This window comes from Nocardioides limicola, assembly GCF_016827675.1.
GTDB classification, from domain to species: domain Bacteria; phylum Actinomycetota; class Actinomycetes; order Propionibacteriales; family Nocardioidaceae; genus Nocardioides; species Nocardioides limicola.
On record NZ_JAERJA010000003.1, the window covers coordinates 175,702 to 191,199 of the forward strand.

The 15,498-nt window shown below is 70.2% G+C and carries 13 protein-coding genes and 1 pseudogene; 6 read left to right on the forward strand and 8 right to left on the reverse strand.

The genetic code is table 11. The features are described from left to right. Positions 1-8 precede the first annotated feature (8 nt). Positions 9-644, forward strand: a complete 636-nt coding sequence (locus JKG67_RS07970; RefSeq protein WP_203336761.1) for a flavin monoamine oxidase family protein — start codon at positions 9-11, stop codon at positions 642-644. Next, on the forward strand, positions 587-1,504 hold the full coding sequence (locus JKG67_RS07975) for a flavin monoamine oxidase family protein (RefSeq protein ID WP_203336762.1): 918 nt from the start codon (positions 587-589) through the stop codon (positions 1,502-1,504). Before JKG67_RS07970 ends, JKG67_RS07975 begins: the two co-directional genes overlap by 58 nt. Positions 1,505-1,570: 66 nt before the next feature. Here JKG67_RS07975 and folP read toward each other — a convergent pair whose 3' ends face one another. Next, a complete protein-coding gene (gene folP / locus JKG67_RS07980; RefSeq protein WP_238998144.1) occupies positions 1,571-2,455 on the reverse strand; it encodes a dihydropteroate synthase in 885 nt (294 codons plus the stop codon). Then, the gene (locus tag JKG67_RS07985) at positions 2,452-3,363 is read right to left on the reverse strand and encodes a bifunctional methylenetetrahydrofolate dehydrogenase/methenyltetrahydrofolate cyclohydrolase (protein WP_203337046.1); all 912 of its coding nucleotides are present in this window, start codon (positions 3,361-3,363) and stop codon (positions 2,452-2,454) included. Before JKG67_RS07985 ends, folP begins: the two co-directional genes overlap by 4 nt. 138 nt (positions 3,364-3,501) lie before the next feature. On the opposite strand from JKG67_RS07985, the gene JKG67_RS07990 reads away from it, so the two are divergent. The 4 genes from JKG67_RS07990 (at position 3,502) to JKG67_RS08005 (ending at position 8,035) form a co-directional block, all read left to right on the forward strand. Further along, positions 3,502-4,335 (forward strand): IclR family transcriptional regulator, encoded by an 834-nt coding sequence (locus tag JKG67_RS07990; protein WP_203336763.1) that lies wholly within the window; start codon positions 3,502-3,504, stop codon positions 4,333-4,335. Between the two features lie 220 nt (positions 4,336-4,555). Next, on the forward strand, positions 4,556-6,244 hold the full coding sequence (locus JKG67_RS07995; RefSeq protein WP_203336764.1) for a BCCT family transporter: 1,689 nt from the start codon (positions 4,556-4,558) through the stop codon (positions 6,242-6,244). 79 nt (positions 6,245-6,323) lie between these two features. After that, positions 6,324-7,409 (forward strand): S-(hydroxymethyl)mycothiol dehydrogenase, encoded by a 1,086-nt coding sequence (locus JKG67_RS08000; RefSeq protein ID WP_203336765.1) that lies wholly within the window; start codon positions 6,324-6,326, stop codon positions 7,407-7,409. Continuing rightward, positions 7,406-8,035, forward strand: coding sequence for an MBL fold metallo-hydrolase (locus JKG67_RS08005; RefSeq protein WP_203336766.1), 630 nt, complete (start codon positions 7,406-7,408; stop codon positions 8,033-8,035). Before JKG67_RS08000 ends, JKG67_RS08005 begins: the two co-directional genes overlap by 4 nt. Here the strand turns inward: JKG67_RS08005 and JKG67_RS08010 are convergent. The 6 genes and pseudogenes from JKG67_RS08010 to JKG67_RS08035 all read right to left on the reverse strand — a co-directional run bounded on the left by JKG67_RS08010 (position 8,029) and on the right by JKG67_RS08035 (position 15,481). Beyond that, a complete protein-coding gene (locus tag JKG67_RS08010) occupies positions 8,029-10,326 on the reverse strand; it encodes an FdhF/YdeP family oxidoreductase (RefSeq protein ID WP_203336767.1) in 2,298 nt (765 codons plus the stop codon). The two genes, JKG67_RS08005 and JKG67_RS08010, sit on opposite strands and share 7 nt — an antisense overlap. Next, a complete protein-coding gene (locus JKG67_RS08015) occupies positions 10,326-11,696 on the reverse strand; it encodes an L-serine ammonia-lyase (protein ID WP_203336768.1) in 1,371 nt (456 codons plus the stop codon). Before JKG67_RS08015 ends, JKG67_RS08010 begins: the two co-directional genes overlap by 1 nt. Next, positions 11,696-12,310: a sarcosine oxidase subunit gamma gene (locus JKG67_RS08020; protein ID WP_203336769.1), complete on the reverse strand. Its 615-nt coding sequence runs from the start codon at positions 12,308-12,310 to the stop codon at positions 11,696-11,698. Before JKG67_RS08020 ends, JKG67_RS08015 begins: the two co-directional genes overlap by 1 nt. After that, positions 12,303-13,418 (reverse strand): aminomethyl transferase family protein, encoded by a 1,116-nt coding sequence (locus tag JKG67_RS19185; protein WP_372442058.1) that lies wholly within the window; start codon positions 13,416-13,418, stop codon positions 12,303-12,305. Before JKG67_RS19185 ends, JKG67_RS08020 begins: the two co-directional genes overlap by 8 nt. A 153-nt stretch (positions 13,419-13,571) precedes the next feature. Next, positions 13,572-15,185 (reverse strand): annotated as a pseudogene (locus JKG67_RS19190) (2Fe-2S iron-sulfur cluster-binding protein); the annotation flags it as partial. After that, positions 15,182-15,481, reverse strand: coding sequence for a sarcosine oxidase subunit delta (locus JKG67_RS08035; RefSeq protein ID WP_203336770.1), 300 nt, complete (start codon positions 15,479-15,481; stop codon positions 15,182-15,184). The pseudogene JKG67_RS19190 and the gene JKG67_RS08035, both read right to left, overlap by 4 nt. Positions 15,482-15,498 lie beyond the last annotated feature (17 nt).

Consider the following 15,498-nt stretch of genomic DNA (forward strand, 5'->3'; position numbering starts at 1 on the left):
AGCCCCTGATGACCACCTCACCACTGCGTTCGCCCGCGGCCGGACCAGCGCTCGGCAGGCGCGGTCTGCTCGGCGGTCTCGCCGCCGGCGCCGGCTTGGGCGTCGTCGGCCTGCCCTCGTCCGCGTCCGCTGCGTCCTCGGCCGGTTCACGTCGTACCGACGTGGTGGTGGTCGGTGCCGGGCTGGCCGGGCTCACGGCGGCACGGCGACTGGTCGCCGCCGGCCACTCGGTCACTCTGCTCGAGGCGAGCGGCCGAGTCGGAGGGCGCACCCTGAACCACGACCTGGGCGACGGGTTCACGGTCGAGGCGGGTGGCCAGTTCGTAGGCCCCACCCAGGACCACATCCTCTCGCTCGCCTCCGAAGTGGGAGTGACGTCGTACGCCGCCACCCGCCCTGGCAAGAACGTCTACTTCGCCGACGGGCTGCGCCGCACCTACACCGGCGACATTCCCCCGGACCCGACCGCGCTGGCCGACCTGGCGCTGCTGATGCAGCGGCTCAACCACATGTCGACCGGCGTGCCGGTGGCCGCGCCGTGGGCGGCCGCCAAGGCCAGCGTCTACGACCGCGAGACCCTGGACAGTTGGATCCGCCGCAACAGCCTGCTGCCACGCGCCCTGGAACTGGTCAACGTGTCCTGAGCTCCGCCTACGGCGGCGAGGCCCGCGATGCGTCCCTGCTCTTCACGCTCTACTACATCGCCTGCTTCGGCAACGAGACCACGCCGGGCACCCTGGAGCGTGGCATCGGGCAGGACGGCGGCGCCCAGGACGCCCGGTTCCACGGTGGCTCCCAACTGATCTCGTTGCGGATGGCCGACCAGCTCGACGGCCGGGTCGTCCTGAATGCGCCGGTGCGTCGGATCGACCAGGACAGCACCGGCGTCCTCGTGCACTCCGACGCCGGCGTCTGGTCCGGCAAGCGAGTGGTGGTGGCGATCCCGCCCCAGTTGGCCGTGAAGATCGCGTGGAACCCGGGGCTTCCGGTCGAGCACGAGACCTTGTTCCAGAGGCTGCCGATGGGCACGCTGATGAAGGTCGAGGCGGTCTACCCGCGGCCGTTCTGGCGCGACGCGGGCCTCTCCGGGATGGCGATCAACCTCGCCGGGCCGGTCCGATCGATGTTCGACAACACCCCACCCGGCGACGAAGCTCCCGGCGTGCTGATGGGGTTCATCGGCGGCCACGCCTGGCGCCGGTACCGCGACCCCGCCACTCGCCGGGCAGCGGCTCTGAAGAACTTCGCCACCACGGTGGGCAGTCGGGCGCTCACGCCGGTGGAGTACTTCGAGCAGGACTGGACGCGGCAGCCGTGGACCCTCGGCGGACCGACCTCGGTGGCCGCCCCCGGAGTGGTGTCGGACTTCGGCGCCGCCATCCGCGATCCGTTCGACCGGGTGCACTGGGCCGGGACCGAGACCTCGACGTACTGGAACGGCTACATGGACGGCGCCGTGCGCTCGGGTGAGCGGGCCGCCCTCGAGGTCCGGCAGCGGCTCTGAGTTCGGCGCTGAGCCAGGCCCTGCCGATCGTCTGCGTACTCGGCGCCTTCCAGGTCCCACTCGCGCTCAGTGAGCTGAGCCGGTGTCGGCACGCAGCCGACTGACGGTGCGGCTCGCTGCCGCCGCGACGGCCACCGAGTGCACCCGCACGCCCCAGGCGCCGGTGGCCGCGGCGAGGGTCGCCACCGCCGCGGAGACGTCGTCGCGATCCTCGGGCCGGGCGCCGTCGAGTCCGCCGTAGTCCACGCACTCGGCGAGGAACCGTTTCCGGGAGGCGCCCACCAGCAGCGGGAACCCCAGGGAGATCAGCCGGGGCAGGGCGGCCATCAGCGACCAACTGTGCTCGCTGGTCTTGGCGAAGCCCAGACCCGGGTCGATGACGATGCGCTCCTCGCGCACCCCCGCCGACAGGGCCGCCTCGCAGCGTCGCCCCAACTCGCTGCGGACCTCCTCGACCACCGACCCGTAGTGGGCGTGCTGCTGCATCACCTGGGAGTGGGCACGCCAGTGCATCAGCACGCACGTCACGTCGGCCTCGGCGAGGAACGGCAGCATCGCCGGATCGGCCAGCCCGCCGGAGACGTCATTGACCAGGTCGGCGCCGGCCGCGACGGCCGCCGCCGCGACGCCGGCGCGCATGGTGTCCACCGAGACCCGGACGCCGGCGTCACTGAGGGCCTCCACCACCGGCAGCACCCGGCGCAGTTCCTCGCCCTCGCTCACCCGCACCGCCCCCGGCCGGGTCGACTCACCACCCACATCGACCAGGTCAGCGCCCTGCCGTACCAGGTCCAGACCGTGCGCCACGGCCGCGTCGACATCGAGGAACCGGCCGCCGTCGGAGAACGAGTCGGGGGTGACGTTCACGATGCCCATCACCTGGCACCGCCTCGTCGAGGTGGCCGATGGCCCGGTGTCGCCCAGCGGCGCGGCGACGGTCGGCGTACTCATGCCGACCCCGCGGCCACAGCCGGGGATGCCATGTCCGCAGCGCCACCGAGGTCGGGGAGTCCTCGCTCGGCGATCTCGACGATGTTGGTCAACAGCATCGCGCGGGTCATCGGCCCGACGCCACCGGTCGCACCGCTGACCTTGCCGGCCACCGTGTCGACCTCGGGATGGACATCGCCGAGGATCCCCTCGATGGTGCGGGTGATCCCGACCGAGAGCACGGTGGCGCCGGGACGCACCCAGTCGGGTTTGACCAGGTGGGCGACCCCGGCGGCCGCGACCACCACATCGGAGGCACGCGTGTGGGCGGCTACGTCGACGGTCGCCTCGTGACAGAGGGTGACCGTGGCGTGCTCGGTGGGCCTGGTCAGCATCAACCCGAGCGGGCGTCCCACCGTCAGGCCACAGCCGATCACGCAGAACCGTGAGCCGGTGATGAGCACGTCATGTTGGCGGAGCAACTCGATGATCCCCCGCGGTGTGCACGGCAACGGTCCGGGGATTCCGAGCACGAGTTTGCCGAGGTTGGTCGGGTGCAGCCCGTCGGCGTCCTTGTCCGGATCGATCAGCTGCAGGACCCGGTGCGTGTCGATGTGCCGAGGTAGCGGGAGTTGGACGATGAACCCGGTGCAGGCCGGGTCGTCGTTGAGCCGGGCTACGGCGGACTCGACCTCGGCCTGGCTGGCCGTGGCGGGCAGTTCCACCCGCAGTGAGGCGATGCCCACCTCCGCGCAGTCACGATGCTTCCCAGCCACGTAGGCATGACTGCCCGGGTCCTCACCGACCAGGATGGTGCCGAGCCCGGGATCGCCGCCCCGGGCACGCAACCCCTGGACGCGGAGGGCGAGTTGCCGTTTGACCTCGGCAGCACTACGCGTGCCGTCGATCCTGGTCGCAGTGGCCACCATGTCTCCCTTCACACAACGCGGAGCGTAATGCGCAACAGTCTCCGAGAGGTCTCCCCGCGTGTCAAGAGGACGATGATTCCCGTCACACCGAGTGGCGCGAACCCGAGTCCCCCTCCACTCATGACGTAGGGTTGCGCTATGAGCAACTCGGACCAAGCGCAAGGCACCACCAAGCGCGGAGGCAGCGACAGCGCCGGCGGCGTTCAGTCGGTGGACCGCGCCATCACCGTCCTGGAGATCCTGGCCCGCGAGGGCAGCGCCGGGGTCAGCGAGGTCGCTGCCGAGGTCGGCGTACACAAGTCGACCGCCTTCCGCCTGCTGGCCGCCCTCGAGGAACGCGACCTGGTCGAACAGAACCATGAGCGCGGCAAGTACCAGCTCGGGTTCGGCGTGCTGCGACTCGCCGGCGCCATCCCCACCAGACTCGACGTCGTCCGCCAGGCCCAGAGCGTCGTCGACGAACTGGCCGCGCGCCTGGACGAGACGATCAACGTCGCCGTGGTGCGCAAGCACTACGCGGTGCACGTCCAGCAGGCCCTCGGCTCCGCCGCCGTCGCCAGTCAGAACTGGGTGGGTCAACTCACGCCCCTGCACGCGACCTCGAGCGGCAAGGTCCTGCTCGCCTTCATGAGCGAGCAGCAGTGCCACGACGTTCTGGATGAGGCCGGACTCGAGGCGTTCACCGAGCACACCATCACCTCGCGCGCCGCACTGCTGGAGCAGTTGCGCCAGGTTCGCGAGGATGGGTACGCCACCACCTTCGAGGAGTACGAGACCGGCCTCAACGCCGCCGCGGTCCCGATCCGCGACCACACCGGAGCCGTGGTCGCCGCCCTCAGTGCCGCCGGACCGGCCTACCGGATGGACCAGGAGAGCATCGCGGCCCAGATCAAGGATCTGGAGGCCGCCGGCGCTCAGATCAGCCGCAGGATGGGCTACTTCGACCGGGATCCAGCCCCCGACCAGTCCTAGCGGCCAGCCCTAGCAGTCAGGGCACCTCGCACGTCGTCACCAGTCCCCCGCTCGGCTCGTCCGGGCGGGGGACTGGTGCCTTGGTCGGACCGGTCCCCTCGGCAGAGTCGCTCGACGAGTTTTTGTTTCTTGTTCAGCATTGTGTTGCGAATCACACAACAGTCGTCCTAGAGTGAAAAGCAACTCCGGCAACGTTGCCTCCATCCGAAGGGACATTCGCATGACAAGCACACCCGAGATGCCGCAGGCGAGACGTCGCAGGTCTCAGGCAACTGCGACAGAGGAGCTGCCCCCACCCAAGCCCCCAAGCACGGGCGGACTGATCCCGGCCCCACGCGTCTTCATCCCCGCAGCAGTGCTGGTGGTGGGGTTCGTAGCCATCACCGCGGCGTTCCCCACGAAGATGGGTGAGTGGATCGGCAAGGCCAACAGTTCGGTCGTCCAGGACCTCGCCTGGTGGTACATCGCCATCGTCGCCGGCTTCGTCTTCTTCTCGATCTGGATCGCCGCCTCCCACATGGGCGACATCGTGCTCGGCAAGGACGGCGAACGCCCCGAGTTCTCGCTCACCTCCTGGTTCGCGATGCTCTTCGCCGCCGGCATGGGCATCGGACTGGTGTTCTGGGGCGTCGCGGAGCCGCTCAACCACTACGCTGCCACCCCGCCCGGGATGGACGGCTCCACGCCTGCGGAGCAGGCCAAGTCCGCGATGGACATCACCTTCCTGCACTGGGGCCTGCACGCCTGGGCGATCTACGTGGTGGTCGGCCTCGCCGTCGCCTACTCGGTGCACCGCAAGGGCAACCCCATCTCGCTGCGTTGGGTACTACGACCGCTGCTCGGCGACCGGGTCAAGGGCTTCTGGGGTGACGTCATCGACGTCATCGCCGTCCTCGGCACCCTGTTCGGCGTGGCGACCTCGCTGGGCCTCGGCGTGAGCCAGATCGGCGCCGGCCTGGCCTACCTGGGCGTGGTGGACCAGGCCACCACCTTGCTGCTGGTGCTGCTGATCATCGTCATCACCGCCATCGCCACGGTGTCGGTGGTCACCGGCATCGACCGCGGCATCAAGTGGCTCTCGAACATCAACCTGGTGCTGGCTGTCGGTCTGGTGTTCGTGCTGCTCGTGGTCGGCCCGACGGTGTTCATCCTCAGCGACTTCGTTACCCAGGTCGGCTCCTACGTGCAGAACTTCTTCACGCTGTCCTTCAACGGGATGCCGTTCGAGGAGGACGGCAAGCAGTGGCTGGGCTGGTGGACGACCTTCTACTGGGGCTGGTGGATGAGCTGGGCGCCGTTCGTGGGCGTCTTCATCGCCCGGATCTCCCGTGGCCGCACCGTGCGCGAGTTCATCGTCGGTGTGCTGCTGGTGCCGACCCTGGTCACCTTCATCTGGTTCTCGGTGATGGGCGGCACCGCTCTGTACCTGGAGGTCTTCGAGGGCGGCGGCTTGATCGAGGATGGTGCCGTCAGCACGAACACCGCTCTCTTCCAGCTGATCGACCTCGTGGCGCCGTCGATCTCGGTGCTGCTGAGCATCGTGGTGATCTTCCTGATCGTGATCTTCTTCGTCACCAGTTCCGACTCCGGCTCGTTCGTGATCACCATGCTCTCCTCCGGTGGAAACGCCAACCCGCCGGTCTGGAGCCGCACCTTCTGGGCCTGCCTGGAGGGCGCGATCGCAGCAGTGCTGCTGCTGGCCGGCACCGCAGCGGGCGGGGACGCCAACCCACTCGGCGCTCTGCAGACGATGGCCATCCTGCTCGCGCTCCCCTTCAGCATCGTGATGGTGCTGATGTGCATCGCCACGGCGAAAGCACTGCTGGCGGAGAACCGACTCCGCCTGGAGAAGCACCGGCAGTGGCTGGCCGAGCAGGTGGCCGAGGAGTTGGAGAACCACAAGAGCTGACCCGCCTCATCGCGGCTGGCTCGCGGGTGCCCGGGACCGCACGGTCCCGGGCACCCGCACCCACAGACCAAGGAGAATCATGGCCGCCATCGTCCAGGGCGTCGTCGCCCTCAGCAAGGGAGCACCGGTCGAACTCGTCGACATCGTCGTGCCCGACCCCGGACCGGGCGAGGCGGTCGTCAAGGTGCAGGCCTGCGGCGTCTGCCATACCGACCTGCACTACCGCGAGGGCGGCATCAACGACGAGTTCCCGTTCCTGCTCGGTCACGAGGCCGCCGGCGTCGTCGAGACCGTCGGCCCCGGCGTCACCGAGATCCAGCCCGGTGACTTCGTGGTCCTCAACTGGCGCGCGGTGTGCGGCCAGTGTCGTGCCTGCGCCAAGGGCAAGCCCCAGTACTGCTTCGCCACCCACAACGCCACCCAGCCGATGACCCTGACCGACGGCACCCCCCTCTCCCCCGCCCTCGGCATCGGCGCATTCATCGAGAAGACCCTGGTGGCGGCCGGGCAGTGCACCAAGGTGGACCCCCACGCACCCGCCAGCGCTGCCGGACTGCTCGGCTGTGGCGTGATGGCAGGGTTCGGCGCTGCGGTGAACACGGGCGGGATCAGCCGGGGCGAGTCCATCGCGGTGATCGGCTGCGGCGGCGTCGGCAATGCCGCCATCGCCGGCGCCACCCTGGTCGGGGCGAGCACCATCATCGCCGTCGACGTGGACGACCGGAAGCTCGAGTGGGCGAGGAGGTTCGGCGCCACGCACACAGTGAACTCCCGCGAGGAGGACGCCGTTGAGGCCATCCGCGGGCTCACCGGCGGATTCGGCGCGGATGTGGTCGTGGACGCGGTCGGTCGCCCCGAGACGTACGAACAGGCCTTCTATGCCCGCGACCTCGCCGGCACCGTCGTGCTGGTCGGCGTCCCCACGCCCGACCTGCAGATCACCTTGCCACTGCTCGAGGTGTTCGGCCGCGGCGGCGCCCTCAAGTCCAGTTGGTACGGCGACTGTCTGCCCTCCCGCGACTTCCCGATGCTGGTCGACCTCGCCGCGCAGGGCCGGTTCCCACTCGCGGAGTTCGTCACCGAGACCATCGGGCTCGGGGACGTCGAGGCGGCGTTCACGAAGATGCACCACGGTGACGTCCTGCGTTCGGTGGTCGAACTGTGACCGCGGTGCGCTGCACCCGGGTCGTCACCGCGGGCACCTTCAGCCTCGACGGCGGCACCTGGGACGTCGAGAACAACGTCTGGGTGATCGGCGACGACGACCAGTGTGTCGTCATCGACGCCGCCCATGACGCCGCACCGATCCTGGCGGCCGTCGGCGGCCGCCGGGTGCTCGCCGTCCTTCTCACCCACGCCCACGACGACCACATCGGCGCCGCCGGTGACCTGTGCGCGGCCACGAACGCCCCGTCGTACCTGCACCCCGACGACCGGGTGCTGTGGGACCGCGTGCATGCGTTCCCCCCGGACCGAGACCTCGCCGACGGCGACTCGTTCGAGGTCGGCGGCATCCGCCTGTCCACCCTGCACACCCCGGGTCACGCCCCAGGAGCCTGCTGCTTCTACTCCGAGGAACTGGGGGCGGTGTTCACCGGCGACACCCTGTTCCAGGGTGGACCCGGCGCCACCGGCCGCTCCTTCAGCGACTTCCCCACGATCATCGACTCCATCCGCGACAAACTGCTCACCCTGCCGCCCGAGACCGTTGTGCACACCGGTCACGGACAGGACACGACCGTGCGGGCCGAGCTGCCCGCACTCGACGCGTGGATCGCCCGCGGCTACTGATCCCCCGCGGCCGAGCGCTCGAGGCGGACCAGCACCGACTTCGAGGTCGGGGTGTTGCTCTCCTCGGCCGTGGAGTCGAGAGGCACCAGCGGGTTGGTCTCGGGGTAGTAGGCGGCGGCCGTGCCGACGGGCGTGTCGTACTCCACGACCCGGAAGTCGCGCACCCGACGCTCGCGTGCGTCGTCCCAGCAGGCGACGATGTCGACGAGGTCGCCGGCCCGCAGTCCCATCGCCGCCAGGTCGCGGCGGTTGACCATCACCACCAGGCGGCCCCCTTCGATGCCGCGGTATCGGTCACTGAGCCCGTAGACGGTGGTGTTGAACTGGTCGTGGCTGCGCAGCGTCTGCAGCACCAGGTGCCCTGGCGGGACCTGGAGTGGCTCGATCGGTGAAGCCGTGAAGTGCGCCCTGCCCGAGCCGGTGACGAAGGTGCGACTGTCCCGCGGCGGATGCGGCAGCACGAAGCCGCTGCGCTGGACGACCCGCGCCTCGAAGTCCTCGAAGCCTGGTACGACGCGCTCGATGCCGGCCCGGATCAGCCGGTAGTCCGCCCGCAGTTCCCTCCAGTTCACCACCGACGCCGGCCCGAGGGCTGCCTCGGCGATCCCGGTGACGATGGCGACCTCGGAGCGCAGGTGAGCACTGGCCGGGTCGAGGCGCCCACGGGAGGCGTGCACCACCGACATGGAGTCCTCGACGGTGACGAACTGTGGACCGCTGGCCTGCTCATCACGTTCGGTGCGGCCGAGGGTGGGCAGGATCAGCGCCGTGCGACCGGTGATCAGATGGGACCGGTTCAGCTTGGTGGAGATCTGCACCGTGAGCGCCGTACGTTGCAGCGCTTCCGCGGTCAGAGCCGTGTCCGGGGCCGCGTGCAGGAAGTTGCCCCCCAACGCCACGAAGACCGACGCCTTCCCCTCGAGCATGGCGTGGATGCACTCCACGGTGTCGTGGCCGTGCTCGCGGGGCGGTTCGAAACCGTAGGCGGCGGCCAGCGCGTCGAGGAACTCCGGTGGCGGCTTCTCCCAGATCCCCATCGTGCGGTCACCCTGCACGTTGGAGTGGCCGCGCACCGGGCACAGCCCGGCGCCTGGCTTGCCGATGTCTCCCCGGGCCAGGGCGAGGTTGACCACCTCCTTGATGGTGGCGACGGCATTGCGGTGTTGGGTCAGGCCCATCGCCCAGCAGTAGATCGTCGCCTGCGAGTCGGCGATCATCCGGGCCGCCTCGGTGATCTGCTCCCGGTCCAGGCCAGTGACGGCCTCCACCTGCTCCCAGTCCACCCCGGCGACGTGATCTCGCCACTCGCCGAAACCCTGCGTGTGGGCGTCGACGAAGCTGTGGTCGATCGCATCCCATTCGACCAGCAGCGCCCCGATGGCCTGGAAGAGCGCGAGATCGCCGTTGAGGCGGACCTGCAGATGCAGGTCGGTGAGGTCGGTCCCCCGCCCGACGATGCCGCGGGGGTACTGGGGATTGCGGAAGTTGACCAGACCGGCCTCGCGAAGCGGGTTGATGGAGATGATCCGCGCCCCGCGACGCTTCGCGATCTCCAGCGCGGACAGCATCCGAGGATGGTTGGTCCCGGGATTCTGCCCCGCAAGCACGATCAGGTCCGCCGAGTAGAGATCCTCCAGGCTGACGCTGCCCTTGCCGATGCCGATCGTGTCGATCAGCGCGACACCGCTGGACTCGTGGCACATGTTGGAGCAGTCGGGCAGATTGTTCGTCCCGAACTCGCGGGCGAACAACTGATACGCGAACGCGGCCTCGTTCGAGGCGCGGCCGGAGGTGTAGAAGACCGCCTCGTCCGCGGAGCCGAGCCGCTGCAGGTGGTCGCCGACGACCTGCAGGGCGGCATCCCACGAGATCGGCTCGTAGTGCTCGGATCCGGGCCACTTGACCATCGGGTGGGTCAGGCGCCCCTGCTTCCCCAGCCAGTGGTCGGTCTGCTGGAGGAGGTCGCCGACGCTGTGCTCGGCGAAGAACTCGGGGGTGACTCGCGCCTTGGTGCCTTCCTCGGCGACCGCCTTCGCGCCGTTCTCACAGAACTCGGCACGGTGCCGGTGCTCGGGGTCGGGATCGGGCCACGCGCAGCTCATGCAGTCGAAGCCCTCGGGCTGATTGACGCGCAGCAGGGTGCGCGCGGTGCGCACCGGCCCCATCTCCTTGAGGGCGCGCCGCATCGCCACCGTGACGGCGGGCAGACCCGCGGCGTGGTCGCCCGGTCCGGTGATGGTCAGGTCCGACTCGTCCGCGGAGCCGAGGAGGCGCTGGTCGTCGCCGCTCATCAGCACTCGATGACGTTGACGGCCAGACCGCCGCGAGCGGTCTCCTTGTACTTGCTCTTCATGTCACGGCCGGTGTCGCGCATGGTCTTGATCGCCTTGTCGAGGCTGACCTTGTGACTGCCGTCGCCGTTGATGGCCAGCCGGGCGGCGTTGATCGCCTTGATCGAGGCGATCGCGTTCCGCTCGATGCACGGGATCTGCACCAGGCCGCCGACCGGGTCGCAGGTGAGCCCGAGGTTGTGCTCGATCCCGACCTCGGCGGCGTTCTCGACCTGGGGCGGGTTGGCGCCGAGGACCTCGGCGAGACCGCCGGCCGCCATCGAGCAGGCCGAACCCACCTCGCCCTGGCAGCCGACCTCGGCACCGGAGATCGAGGCGTTGGTCTTGAACAGGATCCCGATCGCCGCGGCGGTGAGCAGGAACCGCACGATGCCGTCGTCATCGGCGCCCGGCACGAATCGCACGTAGTAGTGCAGCACGGCGGGGATGATCCCGGCCGCTCCGTTGGTGGGTGCGGTGACGATCCGCCCGCCCGAGGCGTTCTCCTCGTTGACCGAGAGCGCATACAGGTTCACCCAGTCCATCACATGCAACGGATCGGCAACGCCCTGCGCGGAGAGGTCGCGGTGCAGGGCCGGGGCGCGGCGAGGCACCCGCAGACCGCCGGGCAGCACTCCGTCCCGGTGGAACCCCCGCTCGACACAGTCGGCCATCACCGACCACAGGTGCAGCATCCCGTCCCGGATCTCCGACTCGGTGCGCCACGCCTGCTCGTTGGCGAGCATCACGTCGCTGATCGAGAGCCGCTCACGCGCGCAGATGTCGAGCAGTTCGCCGGCGGTGCTGAACGGGAACTCGACCGCGGTGTCGTCGACCACCACCCGGTCGGCGCCGGTGGCCTCCTCGTCGACGACGAAGCCGCCGCCCACCGAGTAGTAGGTGCGGGACCTGATCTCGACGTCTGCTTCGTCGTACGCCGCGAACGTCATCCCGTTGGGGTGTGCCGGCAGGCTCCGGCGGCGGTGCATGATCAGGTCGGTGTCCACGTCGAACCTGACCGGGGTGGTGCCTCCCAGCAGCAGGTAGCCGAGCGCGCGCACCTCGTCGATCATCCCGTCGGCCCGGTCGGTGTCGGTGGTGGCCGGGTCCTCCCCCTGCAGGCCGAGGATGACCGCCTTCGGGGAGCCATGGCCGTGGCCGGTGGCGCCGAGCGAGCCGAAGAGCTCGGCCCGCAACCGGCGTACGTCGGCCAGCAGGCCCGCCTCGGCCAGACCGTCGGCGAACCGCTTCGCGGCGCGCATCGGCCCGACCGTGTGGGACGAGGACGGACCGATGCCGACCGAGTAGAGATCGAACGCGGAGAGTGCCATCACAAGGTCCCGTCATCGGCGAAATCGGAGGCGAACTCCTCGGTGGCGTCCAGCAGCCAGCGAGCAACGTAGTCGGCGAAGGAGGAGCGTGGCAGCAGCCGATACCCGTGCGGCCCGACCTGCCAGAGCAGCACCGGGACCCGGGCCAGGGTCGTGGTCACGGCCTTGCCGGGCCCGAACGCTCGGGGATGGAGGTCAAGGGGGCACCCCTTCTGCAGCACCGCGCGAGCGGCAGCGCCCTGCACCTCCAGCACGGTCCGGTTCGCCGACACGTCCACCACCGCGGCGTGGGCGTCCAGCACGCTGGCCGCGAGGGCCGGAACCAGAGTGTCCGGGGACTCCTCGGACACCACCAGCCACTCGTCCGGTCCCTGCCAGATCACGTGGTGCTGGCCGCGGCTGGACACCTCCCCCACCACCCGCGGCAGCGCGGTGCCGAGGACCTGTGCCAGGGCCGCCGCGGCATCGGTGCCCGGATCCACCCGCAGACTCACCATGGTCGTGAAGCGCCACTCGGACAGGCGGACGTGACGCCTGCCGGTCACCGCCTTCTCCATGAACTCGCGGGCCAGCCCGGCCAGCGGGCTGCGGCGCGCCATCGTCAGGTCAGCCATCTCGCTTCGTCCCTTCGGGGTCGTAGAGCACGGTGGGGGCCACCTCGACCTCGACCAGGTCGTCGCCGACCGGCGCCAGCAGGATCTCGCCCAACCGGTCCCGGCCGCCCTTGATCAGGGCCAGGCCGAACGACCGGCCGAGGGCTTCGCTGTGGTAGCTGGAGGTGACATGACCCAGCATCGGCACCGGGTCGTTGCCGTGTCCGAGGCCGGTCCCCGCGGCGATCAGCTGACTCCCCTCCGGCAGCACGGTGGTCCGGTCCAGCGGCAGCACACCGACGAGCTGCAACCGGTCGGCGCGTCGGGTGTCGACCCGGGAGTAGGACCGTCGGCCGATGAACTCCTTGCGCTGGGAGACCACCCACGCCATCCCGGCATCCTGGGGGGTGACGGTCCGGTCGGTGTCCTGACCGACGATGGGGTAGCCCTTCTCGGCGCGGAGCACGTGCATGGTCTCGGTGCCGTACGCCGTGATGCCCAGGTCCTGCCCGGCCGCGTGCACCTGCTCCCAGACCGAGAGCCCGTACCAGCCGGACACATTGATCTCGAAGGCGAGCTCGCCGGAGAAGGAGATCCGGCAGATCCGAGCGGGCACGCCCGAGGCCAAGGTGGTCTCCTCGAAGGTCATGAACGGGAACGCCTCGTTGCTGACGTCGAGGTCGGGCGCGAGCCGGGCGACGACCTCCCGTGAGCGCGGGCCGACCACGGCGATGGTCGACCACTGCTCGGTGACCGAGGTGCAGTAGACATCAAGCTCGGGCCATTCGGTCTGCAGGCACTGCTCCAGCCACTCCAGGACGTCCGCGGCCCCGCCGGTGGTGGTGGTCATCAGGTAGCGGTGCTCGTCGAGACGGAGGGTGACCCCATCGTCGAAGATCATCCCGTCGGGCTGACACATCACGCCGTAACGGGCGGAGCCGGGCGGGAGCGATACGTAGGCGTTGGTGTAGACCCGGTTGAGGAACTCGCCGGCGTCGGGACCCTGGATCTCGATCTTCCCGAGCGTGGAGGCATCCATCATCGCCACCCCGGTGCGGGCCTGGCGGCACTCGCGTGCCACGGCCGCGTCCATGTCCTCACCCGGCAGCGGGTAGTGGCGAGGGCGCAGCCACTGGCCGACCTGCTCGAAGACCGCGCCGTGCTCGACATGCCAGGGATGGATCGGGGTCGTCCGCTCCGGCTCGAACAGGTCGCCGCGTTCGCGACCGGCCAGCGCGGCGAACAGGACCGGCGAGTACGGCGCCCGATAGGTCGTGGTCCCGATCTCCCCGACGCTCGGCCCCCCGAGCGCCGCGGCGATCACCCCGATGGCATTGACACCGGAGGTCTTGCCCTGGTCATGGGCGGTGCCGATCGACGTGTAGCGCTTCACATGCTCCACGCTGCGCATCCCCGCCCCGGTGGCCCGCCAGACATCGGCCACCGTCTGGTCGCGCTGCAGGTCGACGAAGTGGTCCTCCCACTCCCCCGGATCACCCTTGACCGCGGGCACCATCCATAGCTGGCGCACCTCGCCGGCCTCCGACGTCGGGGCTGAGCCGCCCACCGGCAGCGGGCGCACGGCGAAGCCGGCTCGGGTGGCCGCGTCGGCGCCGGCGAGGGCGCCCTCACGCAGCACGCCGTCCAGGGTGACGGTGCCCGCGGCGGCGCCGACGACTTGCTGGCCCTTGACAGCCCCCTGGGGGACGAACGCGGCCAGCCGATCGTCCCAGCCCAACGCGCCGTGGCGCTGGCTGTGCAGGTGCACCACCGGGCTCCAACCACCCGAGACGGCCAGCAGGTCAGCGTCCAGGCTCTCCCAGCAGGTGGCCTGGTCCCGGTCGTCCAGGGTGCCCACGTGGACACGGGTGAGTCGGGTGTCACCGTCGGTGCCCTGCACCGTGCTGGACGCCATCACCCGGACGCCGCGGCCCGCGGTCTCGGCGGCGCGGCACGACAGCACGTCCCGCGCGTCGAGCACCCCGACGACGTCGACCCCGGCGGCGAGCAGATCGTCGACGGTGTCGTAGGCGCTGTCGTTGGTGGTGGCCACCACGGCCCGCTCCCCCGGCCTGACGGCGTACCGGTTGAGGTAGGTGCGGACGGCGCCGGCCAGCATGATCCCGGGGCGGTCGTTGCCGGAGAACACCAGCGGGCGCTCGTGGGCGCCGGTGGCGAGCACGACCCGGCGGGCCCGCAGGTGCCAGACGCGCTGCCGGGACACCCCGGCCGGCGCGGCAGCGCCGAGGTGGTCGGTGCGGTGCTGCACGGCGAGCACGTAGTTGTCGTCGTAGGAGCCGAAGGCAGTGGTCCGGGTCAGCACGGTGACCTCCGGCTCGGCGGCCAGCGCCGAGGCTGTCTCGGCGACCCAGTCGAGCGCGGGCTGGCCGTTGACCCGCTCGCGTCGGCTCGACAGCAGTGATCCGCCGAGTTCGGCCTGCTCGTCGATCAGCACCACTCGGGCCCCGGAACGGGACGCCGAACGGGCCGCGGCCAGCCCGGCAGGTCCCCCGCCGATGACCAGCACGTCGGTGTGCAGGAACTGCTTGTCATAGCTGGCGTCGTCCCAGACGGGCTCGAGGACCCCGAGACCGGACAGGGTGCTCGCCGTGAGTCCGTCGACCAGGGCCCGCGTGGTCGCCGGCACCATCGGCTCGGGCTGGTCACCGCCGATCTGCAGCAGGGCGTTGGGCTCCTCCACGCCGGCGGTCATGATGCCGCGGGGTCGGCCGCGGTAGATCGAGTCGCCCACCCGCACCCGACCGTTGGCCAGCATCGCGGAGGCGACCGTGTCGCCGGGATGACCGGCGTACTCGACACCATCGATGGTGAACCTCAGCACCGTGTCGCGGTCGATCCGCCCGCCGACGGCGAGACGGTGGGTCTGGGTGTTCATCGGGAGCCTCCTGCGGTGGAGCCGGGCACCGGGCGCGGGTCGGCGTGGGTGTACACCGCGAGCACCTCGTAGCTGGCGGTGTCGCGGACGACGTTGAACCAACGTCGGCAGCCGGTGCTGTGGGACCACCGCTCGGCGTACGGCCCCCGGGGGTTGTCGCGGACGAAGAGGTACTCCGCCCATTCCGCATCGCTGAGCGCGCTGGGGTCCTCGGGGTAGGGAACGTGGGCCTGGCCGCCGTAGTGGTACTCGGTCTCGTCCCGCGGACCACACCACGGGCAGTTCAGTTGCAGCATTCGGTGTTCCTCCTCTC